Source organism: Roseibium algae (assembly GCF_037783265.1).
GTDB classification, from domain to species: Bacteria; Pseudomonadota; Alphaproteobacteria; order Rhizobiales; family Stappiaceae; genus Roseibium; species Roseibium algae.
The window spans coordinates 101,818-121,884 of sequence record NZ_JBAKIA010000010.1 but is presented as its reverse complement, the minus strand read 5'-3'; the positions used below and the strand labels follow the sequence as shown (position 1 = coordinate 121,884).

The 20,067-nt window shown below is 53.6% G+C and carries 19 protein-coding genes; 10 read left to right on the top strand and 9 right to left on the bottom strand.

The window, feature by feature from the left end; all coding sequences use genetic code 11:
* Positions 1-4: 4 nt before the first annotated feature.
* The 5 genes from lptG (at position 5) to rsmA (ending at position 6,482) form a co-directional block, all read left to right on the top strand.
* Entirely contained in the window at positions 5-1,099 is a 1,095-nt protein-coding gene (gene lptG / locus V6575_RS14715) for an LPS export ABC transporter permease LptG (RefSeq protein WP_340275364.1), read from the top strand.
* Positions 1,092-3,518, top strand: coding sequence for an LPS-assembly protein LptD (locus V6575_RS14710; protein ID WP_340275363.1), 2,427 nt, complete (start codon positions 1,092-1,094; stop codon positions 3,516-3,518). Before lptG ends, V6575_RS14710 begins: the two co-directional genes overlap by 8 nt.
* 167 nt (positions 3,519-3,685) lie before the next feature.
* Positions 3,686-4,606, top strand: a complete 921-nt coding sequence (locus V6575_RS14705; RefSeq protein ID WP_340275361.1) for a SurA N-terminal domain-containing protein — start codon at positions 3,686-3,688, stop codon at positions 4,604-4,606.
* 4 nt (positions 4,607-4,610) lie between these two features.
* Positions 4,611-5,630: a 4-hydroxythreonine-4-phosphate dehydrogenase PdxA gene (gene pdxA / locus V6575_RS14700; protein WP_340275359.1), complete on the top strand. Its 1,020-nt coding sequence runs from the start codon at positions 4,611-4,613 to the stop codon at positions 5,628-5,630.
* A 3-nt stretch (positions 5,631-5,633) separates the two neighbouring features.
* Positions 5,634-6,482 (top strand): 16S rRNA (adenine(1518)-N(6)/adenine(1519)-N(6))-dimethyltransferase RsmA, encoded by an 849-nt coding sequence (gene rsmA / locus V6575_RS14695; protein WP_340275357.1) that lies wholly within the window; start codon positions 5,634-5,636, stop codon positions 6,480-6,482.
* A 101-nt stretch (positions 6,483-6,583) separates the two neighbouring features.
* Here rsmA and V6575_RS14690 read toward each other — a convergent pair whose 3' ends face one another.
* Both V6575_RS14690 and V6575_RS14685 read right to left on the bottom strand, forming a co-directional pair.
* Entirely contained in the window at positions 6,584-7,225 is a 642-nt protein-coding gene (locus V6575_RS14690) for a LysE family translocator (RefSeq protein WP_340275355.1), read from the bottom strand.
* 154 nt (positions 7,226-7,379) lie between these two features.
* Positions 7,380-8,273 carry an MBL fold metallo-hydrolase gene (locus V6575_RS14685; protein WP_340275354.1) on the bottom strand — a complete coding sequence of 298 codons (894 nt, stop codon included), beginning with the start codon at positions 8,271-8,273 and terminating at the stop codon, positions 7,380-7,382.
* 214 nt (positions 8,274-8,487) lie between these two features.
* Between V6575_RS14685 and V6575_RS14680 the strand changes: the two genes are divergently transcribed.
* Positions 8,488-9,408, top strand: a complete 921-nt coding sequence (locus V6575_RS14680; RefSeq protein WP_340275353.1) for a LysR family transcriptional regulator — start codon at positions 8,488-8,490, stop codon at positions 9,406-9,408.
* A 153-nt stretch (positions 9,409-9,561) separates the two neighbouring features.
* On the opposite strand, the gene gmk is transcribed toward V6575_RS14680, so the two are convergent.
* The 7 genes from gmk to fabD all read right to left on the bottom strand — a co-directional run bounded on the left by gmk (position 9,562) and on the right by fabD (position 16,093).
* Complete coding sequence (gene gmk, locus V6575_RS14675; RefSeq protein ID WP_340275351.1) at positions 9,562-10,257, bottom strand: guanylate kinase; 696 nt, start codon at positions 10,255-10,257, stop codon at positions 9,562-9,564.
* Between the two features lie 4 nt (positions 10,258-10,261).
* Positions 10,262-11,155, bottom strand: a complete 894-nt coding sequence (locus tag V6575_RS14670) for a YicC/YloC family endoribonuclease (protein WP_340275349.1) — start codon at positions 11,153-11,155, stop codon at positions 10,262-10,264.
* 12 nt (positions 11,156-11,167) lie between these two features.
* Positions 11,168-12,295 carry an endolytic transglycosylase MltG gene (gene mltG / locus V6575_RS14665; protein ID WP_340275348.1) on the bottom strand — a complete coding sequence of 376 codons (1,128 nt, stop codon included), beginning with the start codon at positions 12,293-12,295 and terminating at the stop codon, positions 11,168-11,170.
* Positions 12,296-12,444: 149 nt separating this feature from the next.
* A complete protein-coding gene (gene fabF / locus V6575_RS14660; protein ID WP_340275347.1) occupies positions 12,445-13,710 on the bottom strand; it encodes a beta-ketoacyl-ACP synthase II in 1,266 nt (421 codons plus the stop codon).
* Positions 13,711-13,795: 85 nt separating this feature from the next.
* Entirely contained in the window at positions 13,796-14,032 is a 237-nt protein-coding gene (locus V6575_RS14655; RefSeq protein ID WP_340275346.1) for an acyl carrier protein, read from the bottom strand.
* A gap of 298 nt (positions 14,033-14,330) precedes the next feature.
* Positions 14,331-15,068 (bottom strand): 3-oxoacyl-[acyl-carrier-protein] reductase, encoded by a 738-nt coding sequence (gene fabG / locus V6575_RS14650; RefSeq protein ID WP_340275345.1) that lies wholly within the window; start codon positions 15,066-15,068, stop codon positions 14,331-14,333.
* Between the two features lie 80 nt (positions 15,069-15,148).
* Positions 15,149-16,093: an ACP S-malonyltransferase gene (gene fabD / locus V6575_RS14645; protein ID WP_340275344.1), complete on the bottom strand. Its 945-nt coding sequence runs from the start codon at positions 16,091-16,093 to the stop codon at positions 15,149-15,151.
* Between the two features lie 502 nt (positions 16,094-16,595).
* Here fabD and rpsF point away from each other — a divergent pair.
* The 4 genes from rpsF (at position 16,596) to V6575_RS14625 (ending at position 19,895) form a co-directional block, all read left to right on the top strand.
* Positions 16,596-17,063 carry a 30S ribosomal protein S6 gene (gene rpsF / locus V6575_RS14640; RefSeq protein WP_340275343.1) on the top strand — a complete coding sequence of 156 codons (468 nt, stop codon included), beginning with the start codon at positions 16,596-16,598 and terminating at the stop codon, positions 17,061-17,063.
* Between the two features lie 6 nt (positions 17,064-17,069).
* Positions 17,070-17,318: a 30S ribosomal protein S18 gene (gene rpsR / locus V6575_RS14635; RefSeq protein ID WP_340275341.1), complete on the top strand. Its 249-nt coding sequence runs from the start codon at positions 17,070-17,072 to the stop codon at positions 17,316-17,318.
* A gap of 125 nt (positions 17,319-17,443) precedes the next feature.
* Complete coding sequence (gene rplI, locus V6575_RS14630; RefSeq protein WP_340275339.1) at positions 17,444-18,049, top strand: 50S ribosomal protein L9; 606 nt, start codon at positions 17,444-17,446, stop codon at positions 18,047-18,049.
* A 361-nt stretch (positions 18,050-18,410) separates the two neighbouring features.
* Positions 18,411-19,895, top strand: coding sequence for a replicative DNA helicase (locus tag V6575_RS14625; protein ID WP_340275337.1), 1,485 nt, complete (start codon positions 18,411-18,413; stop codon positions 19,893-19,895).
* Positions 19,896-20,067: the final 172 nt, after the last annotated feature.

Here is a 20,067-nt window from a genome sequence, read left to right as displayed (position 1 = left end):
TCTCATGATTTTGGGCCGCACCCTCGCCTTGTATTTCTCTGGCCGCTTCCTGAAAGCCATTCTGGGCCTGTTTCTTCTGGCAGCTGTCCTCATATACCTGTTTGACGTTCTGGAACTGGTGCGACGAGGCGGTGACCGCGAAGGCTTCTCGGTGTTGCGCGTCAGCCTGATCTCGCTGTTGCGCGTGCCACTTCTGCTAGAGCAGGTGATCCCTTTCGCTGTTCTCTTCGGCTCCATTGCCGCTTTCGTCAGCCTCAGCCGCGCTCTTGAACTTGTTGTCGCTCGGGCCTCGGGTATTTCGGTCTGGCAATTCACCACACCTGCGATCCTTGTCGGTCTTGTTCTAGGTATCCTGTCGATCACAGCCTACAATCCGGCCGCAGTCTGGCTTCAACACAAATCCGATGAGGTCGCCATCGGGCTTTTCGGCTCTGAGCAAAGTCTGCTTTTGCAAACGACGAGTGATGTCTGGGTGCGTCAGGATGGTCTAGATGGCGAATCTGTTCTGCTGGCCAAGCATTTGCTTGAAGGAGGAACAAGACTGCTGGATGTGACCATCTTCACTTTCGACAAAAGCGGGACCTTTCAGGAACGTATAGAGGCGCGAGAAGCACGGCTCAGGAACCGTGTCTGGTATCTGCGCGATGCAACTGTCTACACGACAGAGCGTGATCCACAGCATTACGGCCTTTATGAAGTAAGCACATATTTGACCGCGACAGAGGTGCGAGAAAGCATAGGCTCTCCCGAATCAATCTCCTTTTGGAACCTGCCGCGCTTCATAGAACTGGCTCGCAACGCCGGTTTGCCCGCATATCGGTATGCTCTGCAATATCAAACTCTTCTGGCCCGCCCACTGCTTTTAGCGGCAATGATCCTCATTGCAGCTGCCGTTTCATTGAGAGTTTCTCGATTTGGTGGGCTCGGCGGAATGATTCTGGGTGGAATCCTTTCTGGCTTCGTGCTTTACGTTCTATCTGAGCTCGCAAAGGACTTTGGTGGTGCTGGTATTATTCCGCCAATTGTCGCAGCGTGGGCTCCTGGGGTTTTTGGAGTGCTTATGGGGCTTACCATTCTGTTGCATCAGGAAGATGGATGAAGAACGCGTGATCTGTCCTTCAAACATCGTTCCTAAAACAGATGGACGGGGTGCCGTGCGCAGGGTTGGTCCTGCAGCGCGAACCCTTGGTTTTGCATTCACACTTTCTGTTTCCAGCGTTACCCTGCTTGCCGCCGTTAGCACTACAGAGCTTCGGGCACAGGATAGCCTTGCTGACACGCTCGCCGGGCAAGTGCGTGATGATGCGCAGATGCAGCTTGAATCAGCTCAGATCATCTATGATTTCGATAAGGACGTCATCACTGCATCCGGCAAGGTGCAGGTGCTCTACGACAGCTATACCGTAGAAGCCGATCAGATCGTGTTTGATCGTGGTACTGCGACGCTGACAGCGCGCGGCAATGTCATCATGACAGAACCTGAAGGCAACATAGTTCGCAGCAACGAGTTGATCCTGTCCGATGATCTCGCCGAAGGGTTCGCCAAGGCACTGCAGATCGACACACCAGAGCGCACAAGGTTCATCGCGGAGCAGGCCAGCCGAACAGCGGGCAATGTTACGACGTTCGAAAACGGCATTTATACAGTTTACACCCGCCCGACGACCCCACTGAACAAGCCGCCTCTATGGAGAATTCGTGCTGCGACGATCATTCATGATCAGAAAGAGCGCACGATTTACTATGAGGATGCCTCGCTGGAGTTGTTTGGCCAGCCCGTTGCCTACATGCCGTATTTCTCGATGCCCGATCCGACCGTGAAACGGAAATCAGGTTTCCTGATGCCAAGCGGCGTGATTGCCGACCGGCTTGGTTATGGCGTCTCAGTTCCCTATTATTGGGCGCTTAGTCCGAGCTATGACCTGACAACGACCATTACCCCGTTGAGCTCACAGGGTGTTCTGGGAGACGTGAATTTCCGTCATCGTCTGATGTCCGGTTCTTATTCGATTGCTGCAGCTGGCCTGTTCCAGGCGCGCCCATCCGAGTTTGCCGGATCAAGCGGTGACACACGATGGCGCGGTGCTGTCAACACCACTGGTTCTTTCAATCTGACGGATGAGTGGAGCTACGGCTGGAACCTGACCTACAAGAGCGACCGTGCGTTTCTTGAAGACTATTCATTCACCAGCTTCGATGACAATGGTGAAACCTCTGAAATCTACCTGGATGGAAACACCACCCGCAATGCTCTGACATTCCGCGGATATGCCTTCTCACTGTCACAGGAAGACTACACCACGGACGGCCTGAACAATCCGAGTTCTGCCTTCTCTCCAATCGGCCAATCGCTTCAGGACAAACAGCCTTTCGTCCTACCGGTGATTGATTACAGCTACGTCTTTGATGATCCGATCGCCGGCGGAGAGTTGTCCCTTGGAGCTAACTTCACCTCCTTGACACGTGCCGAGACAGACGCTTTTCAAGCGACTGGATCTGATGTGAACCGATTCCGCGGCGTTGATGGTACATTCTCCAGACTGTCTCTCAAGAGTGATTGGCGACGGACATTCATTGACCCACTTGGACAGGTATTCACCCCGTTTGCCTACGTCAGAGGCGACCTCTTCTTCTTAGCCTCGGCAGACAAGAACGTGACAGCGCTAGCTGACGAATCCTTTGTCGGTCGTGCCATGCCTGCAGCCGGGCTTGAATATCGCTATCCTATCATCGCAACGTTTGATGGCGGCAATCAGATCTTTGAACCCGTCGCACAGGTCATTGTTCGTCCAAACGAACAGCGGATCGGTGAGCTGCCAAACGAAGATGCCCAAAGCATCGTTTTCGACGCGACGACGCTGTTCAACTACGATAAATTCTCCGGTTTTGACCGCGCAGAAGGCGGGTCGAGAATGAATGTCGGTCTGAACTACAAGTTACAGCTGAATAATGGTCACTTCCTCAGCGCTCTATTCGGACGTTCCTACCAGATCGCCGGGGACAACTCCTATGCGAAGGCTGATATTCTGGGAGCTACTCAGGATTCAGGTTTGGCGACAGGTCAATCAGACTATGTAAGCAGCGTCTATATCGACACCGATTACGGTGTCCGACTTGGCGCACAGGCCCGATTGGATGACAAAGACTTCCGCGTACGGCGCTTTCAGGCACAGGCGACAGGAACCTATGGACCCGTTGTCTCCTCTCTGGCCTATGCTTTCCTCGGTGAGCAGCCCGATCTTGGAATCAACGATCCACGTGAGGAAGTTCTCGGTTCTGCCAGTCTGAGGCTTCAGGAAAACTGGCGCGTATTTGGCTCGCTTCGTTATGATCTGGAGAATATGGACATCGTTCAGGATGGCTTCGGCCTAGGCTATGACGACGAAGGGTTCTCATTCTCGGTTTCATATGCGGAAGACAGAAGCAGGAACAATGGCGAGGAAGTCGATAGAACGATCTTTTTCCGCGTTGGTCTTCGCACCATCGGCAACACGCAAGTTTCAACTGGAACACAGTAATCACGCAAAAGTAGCCTGAATTTGTTGTTTTAGGCCTTCTTTACGACACATCCAGCCTTGCTTAGTGTTTGCATGCTTTGAAATAGCTGCATAATTGTGCAACATCTCAGGCATCATAAATCAAACGCCACTTAGCAGGTCGGCTTTACGGCACGGACAGGGTTTCAATGCGCTTCAGGTTTCTTATTCCGCTTTTCTGCCTGATCCTCTTGGGTCTTCCCCAGCAGAGTGTGCTCGCCCAGACCTCTATCAAGGTCGTCGTCAACGACGAAGCGATTACATCCTACGATATTGCTCAGCGTGCTCGCCTGATTTCAATGACGCAACGCAAGAACAAGTCTGTCGCCCGACGTCTTGCGAAAGAAGAACTGATTGACGACAAGCTTAAGATGACCGAGGCCGCACGCGTCAGGGTGTCTATCTCGGATGCAGAGGTCAATGAGGCTTATTCAAACATTGCGCGAAGCGTGAAGATGTCCCCCTCAAACCTATCGAGCGCATTGAGGCGTGGGGGCGTAAATCCTCAAACACTCAAAGATCGTTTGAAAGCACAGCTCGCCTGGTCCCAGGTTGTCAGAAATCTCTTTCAGGCCAAGATCAACGTTACTGATTCCGATGTCATTGCCGCTCTGCGCAAGTCGGACAAGAAAGATCAAGACACCAGCATTGAATATGAGCTGAAGCAGGTCATTGTCGTTGTTCCCAAGAAATCCAGTGGCGGTTTCAAGTCCAAACGGCAGCGCGAGAGCGCGCAAATTCGCAAGACCTTCAATGGTTGCGAGCAGGCAGGCTCAGTGCTCAGCCAATATAAAGAAGTTGTCTTGCGTCCTGTTGGACGGAAGCTGGAAACAGAACTCCCCCCGAACATGCGTGAAAGCATTGCAAAAACCGGCGTCGGACGCCTGACAAAGGCGCAGAAAACCGACCGGGGCTATGAAATGATCGCCGTTTGCGACAAGCAAGAAATCAAGTCAGATATTGCAGCACGTACGGAAATGAAATCCGAACTGCGTGCGAAAGAAGGTGAATCACTGTCCCGGCGGCACCTGATGGACTTGCGTCGCCGCGCCACCATCGTCGAGCGATGATCAGATGGTTTCTGTAGCCAAACCGCTGGCTGTCACTAGTGGCGAACCCGCAGGTATTGGCCCTGATATTATGCTGCTGTCCTGGATCGCTCGCAAGGCACGATCCCTGCCAGCTTTCTATTGGCGCGGTGATCCGGACTTCATCAGTCGCCGTGCGAAACGCATTGGACTTGATATTCCCTTCGCAGTGGTGGAACCGGAAGAAGCAGCTGCCTGTTTTTCCAAGTGTCTGCCGCTGGTCAAAACCGGCGATGCAATCGATGATCGTCCAGGTGAAGAAATTGAAGACACAGCAAAGTCGGTAATTGCCTCGATCGAGGCTTGTGTCCATGACGTGCTCAAAGGACAAGCGTCAGGCGTTGTGACAAACCCGATCAACAAGGCTGCCCTTTATGGCGCAGGATTCACATTTCCCGGTCATACGGAATACCTTGGCCACCTGGCTGACAAGCTTTGGACAGAGCCGCCTTATCACCCTGTCATGATGATTGCTGGCCCTGACCTTATGGTTGTGCCCATCACGATTCATATCGCGCTGAAAGACGTGCCTGAGGCCTTGACCGAAGACCTGATCGTCAAGACGGCCACAATCACGGCAAACGATCTGAAGCATCGCTTTGGTTTCTCGGCACCGCGTATTGCGCTTTGTGGCCTGAACCCGCATGCGGGAGAAAATGGAGCAATGGGCCTTGAGGAACAAACCATCATCATGCCAGCGATCGAACGCTTGAGAGCTGACGGGATTGATGTTGCTGGGCCCCTGCCCGCCGACACGATGTTTCACCCTGAAGCACGAAGGACGTATGATTGTGCTCTTGGCATGTATCATGATCAGGTTCTGGTTCCCGCTAAGACAATCGGCTTCGACGATTCCGTCAACGTGACCCTCGGACTGCCTTTCATACGTACATCGCCCGATCATGGTACGGCCTATTCATTGGCTGGAACCGGTAAGGCCCGCCCGGACAGCTTTTCAGCTGCTCTCAGGATGGCGGCCGTCCTATCAGATCCAGGTGCGATCTAGACTATGCCCCAGATAGACGACCTACCGCCGCTACGCGAAGTTATTGCCAACCACAGCCTCGACGCCCGCAAGTCTCTTGGACAGAACTTTCTCCTCGACCTCAATCTGACGTCAAGGATTGCACGTGCAGCAGCTCCTCTTGAAGACTGCACGGTGCTTGAGATTGGACCCGGTCCAGGCGGCTTGACACGCGCATTGTTGGCAGCTGGCGCAAAGCGCGTCATCGCCATAGAGAAAGACACCAGATGCCTGCCTGCTTTGGCAGAGATCTCGGCGCATTATGACGGACGGCTTGAGGTGATTGAGGGAGATGCTCTCAAGATCGATCCGGTCGCCCTTGCTGGCAGTGACAAGATCAAGATCGTCGCCAATTTACCTTATAATGTTGGCACGCAGCTTCTGCTCAACTGGATCACCCCGGACAACTGGCCGCCTTTTTGGTCCTCGTTGACGCTGATGTTCCAAAAGGAAGTCGGAGCACGTATCGTCGCCCGACCTGGTAGCAAGGCCTATGGTCGATTGTCCGTCCTTGCCGGATGGCGCACCGAGAGCAACATGCTGTTTGACCTGAACCCCAAGGCCTTCACCCCGCCGCCAAAGGTCACGTCAACCGTCATCCATATGACGCCCCTGTCGGAGCCTTTACACTGTTCGCGCAAGAACCTGGAACGCGTGACTTCCGCAGCTTTTGGCCAACGGCGCAAGATGCTACGGGCAAGCCTGAAATCCCTCGGAGGTCCTGCAGACGACTTGCTGGAGCGCGCAGGCCTTGAACCGACTGCTCGTGCAGAAGAAATTGATGTCGAGGGTTTCGTTCGGCTGGCAAATTGCTTCAGTGAGGGCTTGGGTTAGCGTAAATCAGGTTCGTCAATCCTGACGACCGCGCAGCAGGTCAAAACCACACATAAGCGCTTCATTTCAAAGAAGACGTAGAATCTTCGCTCAAGCCCGGTTCAGCTGCGCCGTGCAAGAGTTGCTGCAGCTTGCCCAAGAATGAAAACGCCCGTTGCTCCTATTATACAGCCAGAAAACCGTTTCAACTTTAAAAGCGCACCCGATGTCGTCATCATTTGTCGTGCACCGGACGCTAGTAAAGCGTAAGGCGTCAGGGTTGCGAACAGGACCGTGACAGTCAGAACGCTCAAAGCGAACCATTCCGATATGCCTACGCTCTCCAAATCCAGAACGGTCGGTAGCAAAGCAAGATAGAAAATGATGGTTTTTGGATTACCAAGCGTAACTGTAAAACCAGCGAACACAGATGTTAAGCCATTGCGAATCTTAATATTTTCGACTTGAGTGAGCCCAGCTTCACTTCTCCAGAATTTATAAGCAAGATATATCAGATAGGCTCCACCGAGTATCTTAATCACCACAAAAGCGCCCGCAAAAAGCTGGGCTACAGCAGCAAGGCCAGCAACAGCTATCGTCAGGTAGGCAATATCGCCAAGTGCAATGCCGACGAGAAAGAAGAAAGAAGCGCGCAATCCGCTGCCCAGGGATTGCCCAACAAGCGCTGCAACCCCAGGGCCTGGAATAATTGCGGCGATAGACAAAGCCACAGAATACGCGATGAGCGATGTTATCATGTCCATGAAGCAGGCAACCTAATTAGCCAGAGGGGCCAACCATATTCATCATGAGCCGCAGGGCAAGGACGTGATTAGGGTTAAGGCCTATAAAAATGCAGTGATAGAATCACGAAATAAAAAAGCCCCCCGGTTACGGAGGGCTTTCTTCAAAAGGGCCTTAGCCCCACTTCATCTCGCCTTTGGCGACTTTCGCGCCCACCTGCAAGGCGACTTCCAGCCCAAGGCCGGGGAAGCGGCTTTGCATTGCGGCAATCAGTTCAGCGCTGTCTGCTGATTTGGCCACTTCTTCTTCAAATGCCACCAGATAGTCGCGGGTGAACTCGATAGACGCCAGACCATTGTTCATGCCTTCCGCGGCATGTCCTGCGATCACCAAGCTTGGATTGCGAGCGATCATGGTATCAAGTTCGCTGATCCATCCAGCACGCAATTCTGGTGTTGCTGTATCCGCTGTCCACACATGCAGGCCATCAAAGACCAAAACGCCGCCGAGAACTGCATTGAGTGATGGAACCCACAAATAGCGACGGTTTGGAACTGCACTGGCTGTCACAATTTCAATTGTTGTGCCTTCCAGCTCAAGTGTTGGTGCGTCATAGGCTTCCGGAAAGACGATCTGTTCCAGTTTCTGTGGACCGAATTCACCCAGTCTTGGGCCCCATACGTCAATTTTCTTTTGAGCGCTGGCCTTGATCGCTTCAACCGTTGCCGTAGCTGCAATCACACGTGCCTCAGGAAAGGCTGCTATAACAGGCGTAAGGCCGAAGTAGAAATCAGGATCGCTCTGGCTGATGTAGATTGTTGTCAAGCGCTTGCCTGTGGCCTGAATAGCCTTCACCAATGCATCGCCGTCCGGGAAATTGAACCCGCCGTCGATCAGGATAGCTTCTGCATCACCGGTCAACAGAGTAGGTGCACGGAAAAAACCATTTTCTCCAGAGCGGGTGCCACTCCATTTCACAGTGGCGTCGCTAGAAAGCGCGATCTGCGTCAGCAGAGGAGTCGCAGCAGTGGCTGCAAGGGTGGTGAGTAGGCTTCTGCGTGTAAACATGATTTTTCCTATGAATTTCGGGTGCGGTACATTGAGATACCCTCACACCATGTCGACTGTCCGCGACCATTTTTGAGATGAATGACCTCTCGCCGCCAACCCGCCAGACATGAAGAGGCTCCCCTCCAAGATGTGCCTTGCCTGATAGATAGCGCAAGAAATTGTCATTGATAGATACTCAATTGCGCCATAGTGTATCCTAAAAGGAAACAATATGGCGCAACTCGACGTTCGTAACAATCTCAATCGCCTCGCCCACTTTGTTGCGATCATCGAAGAAGGCACGATAACGGCGGCGGCTCAACGACTTGGAGTTGGCAAGGCAGTTGTCAGCAAGCAACTCATCATGCTTGAGGCTGATGTCGGCGTAGATCTGGTCATTCGAAACACCCGCCACCTGAAACCGACCGATGTTGGATTGACGTTCTATGAAAAATCCAAGTCCGCGCTCGAGCAGGCCAATGAAGCCTATGCTGCGGCTAGAGACGGCACCCATGAACCGATTGGTCGGTTACGCATAACGGCACCGGTTGACTATGGAACGCTGCACATCGCCCCCTTGCTCGGGCATTATAGCCGCGCATATCCCAAGGTTCAGATCGATCTGACACTCAGCGATGATCGTCTTGACCCCGTGCAGCATCAATTCGATCTGTCGTTTCGCGTGGGGTGGCTGAAAGATTCCAGCAATCTGACCCGGAAAATTGCTGACTTTAAGGAACTTGCCGTGTGCTCACGGGAGTTCGCGCGTGACAATCAGATTGAGCATCCATCTCAATTGGAGCGCTGCAGCTTTATTGCCAATAAAGCGCTGTCGAACCCAACGAAATGGTCGTTCTCAAACAAGGAAGAAACGGTCGAGATTGACGCCAGAAAAGCCATCAACATGAATTTTGGGGCCGCAATTAAGACGACAGTAATGGCAGGCGGAGGTGTCGCAGTCCTGCCGGATTTCCTAGTTTCATCCGAGTTGGCCGCAGGATCCATGATACACGTTTTTCCGAACTGGAAACTTCGCCGGGGCGGGATTTTTGCCGTCTTTCCCGCGACAAAACACCGATCTGCGGCGAGCAAAATGTTCATCGACATGGTCCTTGCTCACCACAAGGGCCGGGTTGAGATACCTAAAAGATAACCTGTGACTGCAGCGCCTCTAATGTCACTTGGCTCTTTGAGCTTAGAATATGCATTTATCCATGAAAATCAGCCACCTACCAGCTTTCGAAATACATACCGGCAAGAAATTGCCCCCCTCTCCCCGCGTATAATCCTGATGGGCTTACCCACCTTATTTAAGCTCATCCTGCAGGTCGTCGACCATACCGTCCATCAACTTTCCAACGGCACCTGAGCGCTTCTGCTTGAGCCGTTCTGCCTTCAAGATGGCACGAACATTCTCATAGGCGCGCTCTAGGTCTTCATTGACGACAACATAATCGTATCTGCTCCAGTGACGCATTTCACCGACTGCGGTCTTGAGGCGCTTTAAAATGACCTCTTCAGTATCCTCAGCACGTCCACGCAAACGGGATTTCATCTCGGAGATGGACGGAGGTAAAATGAAGATAGACACCACATCATCGCGCATTTTCTCATAGAGCTGAAAGGTGCCCTGAATGTCGATGTCAAACAGGATGTCCCTGCCACTTTCAATTGTCGCTTCAACCGGCCCACGCGGGGTCCCATAGGAATTGCCGTGAACTGTGGCCCACTCCAGAAGATCTCCGCTTTCTGCCATTTCGGAAAACCGCTCATTATCGACGAAATGATAATGCACGCCATCAACTTCAGTCGACCGCCTCGCACGGGTCGTGGCGGAAATCGAAAGTTCCAGATTGTCTTCACGCTCCAAAAGCATGCGAGCAAGTGTCGACTTTCCAGCACCGGATGGCGACGACAGAACCAGCATCAACCCACGTCGTTCCTGCTCGGCCTGATCGGCACTGACAATTGTGCCGCTTGCAGTGCTTTTGGTCTCTGACATAGGGTTACTCCAGGTTCTGGATTTGCTCGCGCATTTGATCAATGACAGACTTGAGATCGAGGCCAATCGACGTCAACTCCACATCGTTCGATTTGGAGCAAAGGGTATTTGTTTCACGGTTGAATTCCTGCGCCAGAAAATCAAGCCGGCGACCAATCGGGCCGCCCGTTGCCAGAAGTTCCTGAACAGCGCTCACATGAGCTTGCAGACGATCCAGCTCTTCGCGGATATCTGCCTTTGTCGCCAAGATCGCCACCTCCTGGTGCAGGCGCTGGGGGGCCAATGCGCCGCTGGATGCATCAAGCAAAGCAACGACCTGAGCAGACAGGCGCGCCTTGATGGCCTCCGCCGTACGCGCCGGCAGAGTTTCTGCCCTGCTCGTCAGCTCAGCAACCAATGCAACTTGGTCGCCGACAACCTTGCCGATCACGGCTCCCTCGCCGCGACGCATGTCAACCAGCGCTTCCAGCGCCTCGTCCAGCGTTTCCAGCAAGGCCGCAATCATCGCAGCTCTGGTTTCCTCGTCGTCCTCTTGCTCCTTGAGCTCGAAGACACCTTTTTGAGCCAGGATGCCGTCCAAAGTTGGCGGCGCCACATCCGGCACACGGACTTTAAGAAGTTCAATGGCTGACAGAACGGCTTCCAAAGCTCTTTCATTGACAGAAAGAACCGCCTCGCCTTCATCACGCTTCATGGACAAGCCGACAGAAACGTTGCCACGCTTGAGGGCCTTGGCGCAACGTTCGCGAATATTCTGCTCCAGATTTTCCAGACCCGCAGGAATCCTGACCCTGACGTCAAGGTTCTTGCCATTTACGGACCTGATTTCCCACGTCCAGCGAACGACACCGGCTTCCCCTTGAACCCGGGCAAAACCGGTCATGCTGGCTACCGCCATGTCGTTCTCCTGTCAGTTCGATTTTGGTGCAGCGGCCTTGTTTTTTTCAGCTGCGCGCCGCTCACGTTCAACCTTGCGCCATTTGCGCACATTCGCCTGGTGCTGAGCATAGGTCTCGGAGAAGACATGTCCACCCGTACCGTCAGCGACAAAATAAAGGTCATTGGTCCGCGACGGGTTAGCCACCGCTTCCATGGCAGCCTTACCCGGATTGCCGATTGGCCCAGGAGGCAAGGCATCAATCTGATATGTGTTATAAGCAGTCGCTTTCTTGAGATCCGACTGCTTGATAGCGGAGCGATCCGTGGTCCAGGCGTCACCGCCATAGAGACCATAAAGAATGGTCGGATCCGACTGCAGGCGCATGCTCTGGTTCAGCCGATTGACAAAGACACCAGCAACGCGGGAGCGCTCATCTGCTTTCGCAGTTTCTTTTTCCACGATGGAGGCCAGTACAACCAGCTCTTCGGGAGAAGAAATCGGCAGGTCTTCACTGCGACGCGACCAAATTTCGGTAAGAAGCTTGGTCTGGGCATCTTTCATCTTGTCGATCAGCTGTTGCCGGGTGCTCCCGCGCGTGAAAGCGTATGTCTCCGGCAGGAGATCACCTTCTTCTGGAATGTCCGTAATATCGCCAACCAGAACTGGGTTGTTGCGCACGCGTTCCAAGATCTGGGCGGTTGACCAGCCTTCAGGCACAGTCACCGCATGAGTCACTGCATTGCCCTCGACCAGGTCGGTCATGACGTCCTTCATGCTGGTACCAGCCCGGAAGGCATATTCACCGGCTTTCAGCTTTGTCGCGTTCTTGTAAAAACGAACGCCGGCATTGAAAACCAACTCGTCGAATAGACTGTCGTCGATGACATTCTGTGATTTCAAACGTTGGGTGATGCCCGAAAGACCTGATCCGGAAGAGATCACAACCGTGCTATCTTCGCTCAAGGGACCGGCTTTTTCAAAAGCCGCTTTGCCAAAATATAACGCAGCTCCTGCGCCTATCAATGCGAACACGGCCAAGGATATGACCATGTTGATCAGGATGACGACAGGGTTGCGAACATGACGCGATCTTGGCGGCGGACCTGGGGCCGGTTCCGGCTGGATCGCCTCGCGTGGGCTTTTCGGCTTGATGCGCATCTAAAACGCTCCTCGTAATAAGAGCCGGATGCAAATCCGGTCGATACCTTCAGCGCAGCTCATCAGATCCGCATAGCGTAAAGATGGCGCTGCCGAAGAAAACCTGCCGCCGAACGTTTTATACGGCGGCAGGCTACCGGTGTTGGTGGTTAAACCGCCAGTTTCTTAAACACAAGAGATGCATTGGTGCCGCCAAAGCCGAAGGAATTCGACAGGGCCACATCAATATTCATTTTCTTGGCTTTGTGAGGGACAAGATCGATCTTGGTTTCAATTGACGGATTGTCAAGATTGATTGTTGGCGGGGCCATGCTGTCGCGAATCGCCAGAACGGAGAATATCGCCTCGATAGCACCAGCAGCGCCAAGCAAATGGCCTGTCGATGATTTGGTGGAGGACATGGTCAGCTTGTCAGCAGTCTCTCCAGCAAGTCGTGTGACCGCGCCCAATTCGATCTCATCGCCAAGCGGCGTGGAAGTGCCATGAGCGTTGATGTAGTCAACCTCACCTGCACTCACACCAGCCCGCTTCAGAGCGGCCTGCATGCAGCGGAAAGCACCATCGCCATCAGCAGCAGGTGCTGTGATATGATGCGCATCACCGGACAAGCCGTAGCCAACCACTTCTGCATAAATCTTGGCACCGCGCGCAATTGCGTGCTCGTACTCTTCAAGAATGACTACGCCAGCGCCCTCTCCCATGACAAAGCCATCGCGGCCCTTGTCATAAGGGCGTGAGCCCTTTTCGGGATCGTCGTTGTATCCGGTCGAGAGCGCGCGGCAAGCTGCAAAGCCTGCAAGCGACAGTCTGCAGACCGGAGATTCCGTTCCGCCGGCAACCATGACATCCGCATCACCGAAAGCGATCAAACGAGATGCATCACCGATTGCATGCGCGCCTGTAGAACAGGCGGTCACAACGGCGTGGTTCGGGCCCTTGAGGCCATGGCGAATTGAGACATAGCCACCAGCCAGATTAATCAATCGTCCGGGGATAAAGAATGGCGACAGGCGACGGGGCCCTTTTTCCGCCAAAACGTGAGCTGCTTCCTCGATGCCTTGAAGGCCACCGATTCCGGAGCCGATCAAAACGCCGGAGCGAATCTGTTGGTCGTAATTTTCCGCTTTCCAGCCGCTGTCTGCCAACGCCTGTTCAGCTGCAGCCAAGGCATAGACGATAAAGTCATCCACCTTGCGCTGTTCTTTTGGGGCCATCCAGTCATCTGGATTAAACGCCCCCTCCACAGAGGAGTCGCGCGGGATCTGCGCTGCGATCTGACAAGCCAAATCGTCTACCTTGAAATCGGTGACCTTATTGGCCCCGCTCTTCCCTTCAAGGATATTCTTCCAAGAAACATCAACGTTTCCGCCAAGCGGAGACACCATGCCCAATCCGGTTACGACAACTCGCCTCATGAACCCGCACTTGTTTCGGGCAGAGCAACCAAAAGGCTCGCCTCTGCCCGCTTATCCATTTTACGTCAGATTTACATCCGCCGAATTAGCCAGCGTTCTTTTCCAGGAACTTAACAGCATCGCCAACCGTCAGAATGGTTTCAGCTGCATCATCTGGAATCTCAACACCGAACTCTTCTTCGAAAGCCATGACGAGCTCAACTGTGTCGAGGCTGTCTGCGCCCAGATCATCGATGAAGCTAGCAGCTTCCACAACCTTTTCGGCATCTACGCCCAGGTGCTCGATGACGATTTTCTTTACTCGATCCGCAGTATCGCTCATTTTACATTTCCTTGAGTTTACAGTCTTCCGTAGAAATTCCGGTTCAGGCCTCTCATCAGTCCACCACCCGAATTTCAATCTACACATTCAGGCGCGAACCATCTCGTTTCCCTTTTGGGCCAACGAATTTTTCACGCCTTCAAACACGCTCTGGCAAGGCCAAGTCTGAATTCAGAACGACACCCTACATCTTGGAACAATCGGCGGCTAGGTAACATACTTTCTGAGCCTTGACCAGCCAGTCCCAACAGCACCTGTGCCATCGGGAATCTTTTTGCCAGAATACGAGTTATTCCTTTTAAATCATGGCCATACCGCCATTAACATGGAGTGTTTGCCCCGTCACATAGGCCGCTTCATCACTTGCCAGATAAAGAGAAGCAGCTGCGATCTCGGCAGCCTTCCCCAGACGACCAGCAGGAACACTGTGCAGAATCGCTTCTTTCTGCTTGTCGTTGAGTTCATCCGTCATGGCCGTCTCGATGAACCCTGGTGCCACCGTATTGACCGTGATGTTCCGGCTCGCGACTTCACGCGCCAGCGACTTGTACATGCCGATCATGCCTGCTTTTGCAGCAGCATAGTTTGTCTGGCCAGGATTTCCGGTCACGCCAACCACGGAGGTAATTCCGACGATGCGGCCGGTTCGACGCTTCATCATTCCCTTGATAGCAGAACGACACAGGCGGAAACCGGACGTCAAATTGACTTCAAGAACCTGATCCCACTCGTCATCTTTCATGCGCATGAAAATGTTATCGCGGGTGATTCCGGCATTGTTGATCAGAATATCAACCTTGCCCATTTTCTCTTCCGCAGTCGGAAGCAAAGCATCGACAGCGGCACGATCCGACAGGTTTGCAGGCGCAATAAACGCGCGCTCCCCAAGGTCTGCAGCCAGAGCTTCAAGCTTTTCAGCTCGGGTGCCGGACAAGGTCACTGTCGCGCCATTTGCATGCAGAGCACGCGCGATCGCTTCACCGATACCACCGGTGGCGCCGGTCACAAGAGCCGCTTTTCCCTCAAGGGTAAACATGATGGCTTCCTTATACTCAGGACCGGACCTTGAGGTATCGCACCTCCCGCCGTCCGGCCTTCTAATTAACTAGGTTGGGATTAGACGGACAGCTTTTCAATGAGCGCGTCAATATCATCTGGTGAATTCACAGGGATACCAACGGTTTCCTTTGCAATCCGTTTGACCATGCCGGTCAGAACCTTGCCTGTACCAAGCTCAACAAATGTATCCACACCTTCAGCTGCAAGCCAGGTTACAGATTCGCGCCAGCGGACAGTTCCAGTGACCTGTTCAACAAGACGGCTGCGGATTTCGGCAGGATCCGTGATTGGGCGCGCAAGAACATTGGCGACCAAAGGCACACGAGGTGCACGCAGGGACGCATTGGCGAATGCCTCAGCCATGGCATCGGCAGCCGGGGCCATCAATGCGCAATGGAACGGCGCACTCACCGGAAGAAGTAGGGCACGCCGCGCGCCTTTCGCCTTTGCAATATCAATTGCGCGCTCAACAGCACCGACATGGCCTGATACAACCACCTGACCGGGCGCATTATCATTTGCCGCCTGACACACCTCGCCCTGAGCAGCTTCCTGCGCAACGCTTTGCGCAGTCTCGAAATCCAGCCCAAGCAGCGCCGCCATTGCACCCTGTCCGACAGGAACAGCACTTTGCATTGCATCACCGCGCACACGCAACAGGCGCGCAGCCGTTGCAATGTCGAGAGACCCTGCAGCTGCAAGCGCAGAATATTCGCCCAATGAATGACCTGCGACAAAACTGACGGTGGCCTCAAGATCAAGACCGCGCGCTTCCAGAACCCGCATGGTCGCAAGGCTCACCGCCATCAAAGCAGGTTGAGCATTTGCAGTCAGCGTAAGATCAGATTCAGGACCGTTCCACATTATCTCGGAGAGCTTTTGCCCCAGAGCCTCATCGACCTCCTCGAAAACAGTGCGCGCTTCAGCATAAGTATCGGCCAAAACCTTGCCCATTCCAATTGCCTGGCTTCCCTGTCCGGGGAAAGTGAATGCAATGCTCATGCGCTGTGCGCCTCCGTTACCGTGGTCATTCTATCTATATCGTTCAATCAGGGCACATGCTTACCCAATTACACGAACCAATCAGCACAGTGCCCTAGGGCGCGAGCCTATGATATAGAGTAGGTCATTGAGTCAAGAGCTGAGCGCACCAAGGCCCTGCCTTTGAGCGAATGAATGCTATTTCATGACATTTTCACGACGCATAATCCATCTCGACTTTCATTTGTTTCAATCGATCAGGATTGGTCGCACATGAAAAGCGCGTGTCATTTGCTGTAAATCACAGTTCCGACTTGCTTTTGCATCAGATATGTCTATAGAACGCCTCGCATCCGGAAACTTGGCCGGGGGCTGAACGGAAGGGCGTGCAAGCGTCTAGGTGTGTAAAAAGACCTGTCTTCCCGTGTCTCCGCTCTCGTTTTAGAATTCTCGTATCCTTTCCGGGGTCACGAGGAGGCTTCGCGCCAGTTTCCGAATTGAAACCAAGGAAAGGCTTTTTTACATGCCTCTATACGAGCACGTGTTCCTGGCACGCCAGGACGTTTCGGCCCAACAGGTCGAAGCCCTCGTCGAACATTACAAGGCCCTCATCGAAGGCGCTGGCGGAACTGTTGGCAAGGTGGAAACTTGGGGTCTGCGGTCCCTCGCATACCGCATCAAGAAGAATCGTAAGGCTCATTACACACTGATGAACCTCGACGCACCGCATGAAGCGGTTGCCGAGATGGAACGTCAGATGGGCCTGAGCGAAGACGTCCTGCGCTTCATGACCTTCAAGGTCGATGAGCTGGACGACGAGCCGTCTGCAATGATGCAGAAGCGCGATCGTGATGATCGTCGTGGTGGTCGTGGCGAGCGCTTCGGTGGTAATGAGCGCGGCGGTGATCGTGGCGGAGACCGCGGTGGCCGTGGTGGCGATCGTGGCGGTGACCGGGGCGAACGCGCTCCGCGTCGTGCAGAGGCGGAGTAAGAGATCATGGTTGATATCGCACAAATCCCAAGCCGTCGTCCTTTCTTCCGTCGCCGGAAGACCTGCCCGTTCTCAGGCGCAAACTCGCCGAAGATCGACTATAAGGACGTACGTCTCCTGCAGCGCTACATTTCAGAGCGTGGCAAGATCGTACCAAGCCGTATCACCGCCGTTTCTGCAAAGAAGCAGCGTGAACTGGCCCGCGCAATCAAACGCGCTCGCCTGCTCGGCCTTCTGCCTTTCGTAATCAGCTAAGCTGAAAACAGCCCGGGCTTGCCCGGGCTGCCGGATTGAGGCCGACCGGATCCTTTGGTGATCGGCCTCTAACCGCCTCACATGATAGAGAATCAGGGGCGGGACAGACCGCAGGAGCAAATTCCATGCAAGTAATTCTTCTTGAGCGCATCGCAAAGCTCGGCCAGATGGGCGACACTGTTCGTGTACGCGACGGTTATGCCCGTAACTTCCTTCTGCCGCAGGGCAAAGCCCTCCGTGCAAACAAGGGCAACATGGCTCGCTTTGAAGAGCAGCGCGCCCAGTTGGAAGCGCGCAATCTTGAGCGCAAGTCCGAAGCTGAATCCGTTTCCTCCAAGATGGACGGCCAAATCCAGGTCATGATCCGCTCGGCTGGTGAAACGGGTCAGCTTTACGGTTCAGTGTCTAAGCGAGACATTGCCGATGGCCTGACAGAAAGCGGCTTCTCCGTTTCCCGTGGACAGGTAGAGCTCAACACACCAATCAAGACAATCGGCCTGCACAGCGTTCTTATCACTCTGCACCCAGAAGTCGAAGTCACGGTTCAAATCAACGTTGCTCGTTCTGAGGACGAAGCATCCCGTCAGGCAGCCGGTGAAGACCTCACCTCTCCTGAGCAGGACATCTTCGAATTTGAAGAAGACGACGAAGACGAATCTGAAGGCGATGACGAAGACGGCGCAGAAGACGATGCTTCTGATGACGTTGCTGAGGAAGAAAAGACGGCCTAATCGGCATTTTTCTTTTCAACGATTGAAAAAATTGACGGCGGCGCCCTTTGGGCGCCGTTTTCATTTTTGGATTGTTACCATAAAATACACTTTTTCACGCGCCCACTTTAAGTTGAAATGCTATTCTCGCCGCCCGAAAACGAGGGGCTTTCAATGCATGCGTTAACTTTCCTTAACGTTATCAAACTCTAAACTTTAACTGCATGTGAGTCGCGTTCTGCCTCCCACGTCAAGGCTCCACCCCTGATATCCCCGCTGATTTCGACCCGGCTAAGGGAATCGGAGTCAAGGTTTTTGATTCCTTGAAGCACTGCCAGCCTACCGGTTAGACCTAGGTCAAATAGGTCACTCGGGGGATGCCATGAAGGGCAAGTTACAATCGGTCGAAACGGAAGAAACGGCGCAACGTCTCGCACCGCACAATGCCGAGGCCGAACGTCAGTTGCTGGGCGCGATTCTCGTCAACAACGAGACTTATTATCGCGTTTCAGACTTTCTGGAGCCCTTTCATTTTTTCGTTCCTCCCCATCAGGATATCTATGAAAAAATCGGCCAGCTGATCCGTGCGGGCAAGACCGCCTCGCCAATCACGCTGAAGACATTTTACCCAGCCGACACAAAGATCGCTGACCTGAGCGCGACCCAGTTTCTGCTCCGCCTTGCCGCGGATGCTGCCTCTATTATCAACGCAGAAGACTATGGCCGGACTATCTATGATCTTGCCCTGCGCCGGAATTTGATTCGAATCGGCGAAGACATGGTCAACATCGCCTTCGATGCACCAATTGATGTGCCGCCGACCCAACAGATTGATGATGCTGAGCGACGCCTGTTTGAATTGGCGGAAACAGGGCGACAGGAAGGTGGCTTTGTCAGTTTTGGCGATGCGCTGACCGAAACCATCGAAATGGCTCACGCCGCATGGAACCGTGAAGGCGCCCTGTCTGGTATTTCCACAGGCTTGACCGAGCTTGACCGCCTTCTAGGTGGATTGCAGCATTCGGATTTGGTTGTGCTCGCTGCACGTCCTGCGATGGGCAAGACATCGCTGGTCACGAACATTGCCTACAACATCGCTCAAGCCTATCAAGCCGAAGAACAGCCTGATGGATCGATAAAGACGGTCAACGGCGGTGTGGTTGGCTTCTTCTCTCTGGAAATGTCGGCAGAACAGCTGGCCACACGTATTATTTCAGAGCAGACGGAAATCTCCTCCTCAAAAATCCGCCGCGGTGACATTACCGAATCTGATTTTGAGAAACTCGCAGCGGCCTCCCAGCATATGCAGACAGTGCCCCTGCACGTCGATCAGACAGGCGGTATTTCCATCGCATCTCTGGTGGCCCGAGCACGACGGTTGAAACGCCAGCGCGGCCTTGATCTCATCGTGGTCGACTATATTCAGCTTCTTTCGGGCACATCCAAAACAGCTGGCAACCGCGTTCAGGAAGTCACCGAAATCACCACTGGCCTCAAAGCGCTGGCCAAGGAACTGAACGTACCGATTCTGGCGTTGTCACAGCTCTCGCGTCAGGTTGAGAACCGCGACGACAAGCGTCCTCAGCTCTCGGATTTGCGCGAATCGGGATCGATCGAGCAGGACGCCGACGTTGTTATGTTCATCTATCGCGAGGAATATTATCTGTCGAAGACGGAGCCAGAAGAAGGCTCCCCGGAATATGAAGTCTGGCGCGACAAGGTTGAGCGGGTGAAGGGCAAGGCGGAAGTCATCATCGCCAAGCAGCGTCACGGCCCAACCGGCACTGCAAACCTTCACTTTGAAGGCCAGTATACACGGTTCTCCGATTTGGCGGAGGATGAGTACCTTCCAGAACGTCACGAATAAGTTGGACACCACAAATAGGCTGGCCAAAACAATACGGTTGGAGATGAATTCAGGGTGGATCTATTGCATACATCGACATGCGCATGGTCCTTTGCCGCATCGCGGTAGTATCTTGAATGAACGGACCTGCCATGCACCGATTCGGCAGGATAGAGTTGGCCGCCCCCTTTCG

Coding starts and splice junctions, on each gene's coding strand:
- lptG (WP_340275364.1), top strand. CDS start 5: ATGATTTTGGGCCGCACCCTCGCCTTGTATTTCTCTGGCCGCTTCCTG.
- V6575_RS14710 (WP_340275363.1), top strand. CDS start 1,092: ATGGATGAAGAACGCGTGATCTGTCCTTCAAACATCGTTCCTAAAACA.
- V6575_RS14705 (WP_340275361.1), top strand. CDS start 3,686: ATGCGCTTCAGGTTTCTTATTCCGCTTTTCTGCCTGATCCTCTTGGGT.
- pdxA (WP_340275359.1), top strand. CDS start 4,611: ATGGTTTCTGTAGCCAAACCGCTGGCTGTCACTAGTGGCGAACCCGCA.
- rsmA (WP_340275357.1), top strand. CDS start 5,634: ATGCCCCAGATAGACGACCTACCGCCGCTACGCGAAGTTATTGCCAAC.
- V6575_RS14690 (WP_340275355.1), bottom strand. CDS start 7,225: ATGGACATGATAACATCGCTCATCGCGTATTCTGTGGCTTTGTCTATC.
- V6575_RS14685 (WP_340275354.1), bottom strand. CDS start 8,273: ATGTTTACACGCAGAAGCCTACTCACCACCCTTGCAGCCACTGCTGCG.
- V6575_RS14680 (WP_340275353.1), top strand. CDS start 8,488: ATGGCGCAACTCGACGTTCGTAACAATCTCAATCGCCTCGCCCACTTT.
- gmk (WP_340275351.1), bottom strand. CDS start 10,257: ATGTCAGAGACCAAAAGCACTGCAAGCGGCACAATTGTCAGTGCCGAT.
- V6575_RS14670 (WP_340275349.1), bottom strand. CDS start 11,155: ATGGCGGTAGCCAGCATGACCGGTTTTGCCCGGGTTCAAGGGGAAGCC.
- mltG (WP_340275348.1), bottom strand. CDS start 12,295: ATGCGCATCAAGCCGAAAAGCCCACGCGAGGCGATCCAGCCGGAACCG.
- fabF (WP_340275347.1), bottom strand. CDS start 13,710: ATGAGGCGAGTTGTCGTAACCGGATTGGGCATGGTGTCTCCGCTTGGC.
- V6575_RS14655 (WP_340275346.1), bottom strand. CDS start 14,032: ATGAGCGATACTGCGGATCGAGTAAAGAAAATCGTCATCGAGCACCTG.
- fabG (WP_340275345.1), bottom strand. CDS start 15,068: ATGTTTACCCTTGAGGGAAAAGCGGCTCTTGTGACCGGCGCCACCGGT.
- fabD (WP_340275344.1), bottom strand. CDS start 16,093: ATGAGCATTGCATTCACTTTCCCCGGACAGGGAAGCCAGGCAATTGGA.
- rpsF (WP_340275343.1), top strand. CDS start 16,596: ATGCCTCTATACGAGCACGTGTTCCTGGCACGCCAGGACGTTTCGGCC.
- rpsR (WP_340275341.1), top strand. CDS start 17,070: ATGGTTGATATCGCACAAATCCCAAGCCGTCGTCCTTTCTTCCGTCGC.
- rplI (WP_340275339.1), top strand. CDS start 17,444: ATGCAAGTAATTCTTCTTGAGCGCATCGCAAAGCTCGGCCAGATGGGC.
- V6575_RS14625 (WP_340275337.1), top strand. CDS start 18,411: ATGAAGGGCAAGTTACAATCGGTCGAAACGGAAGAAACGGCGCAACGT.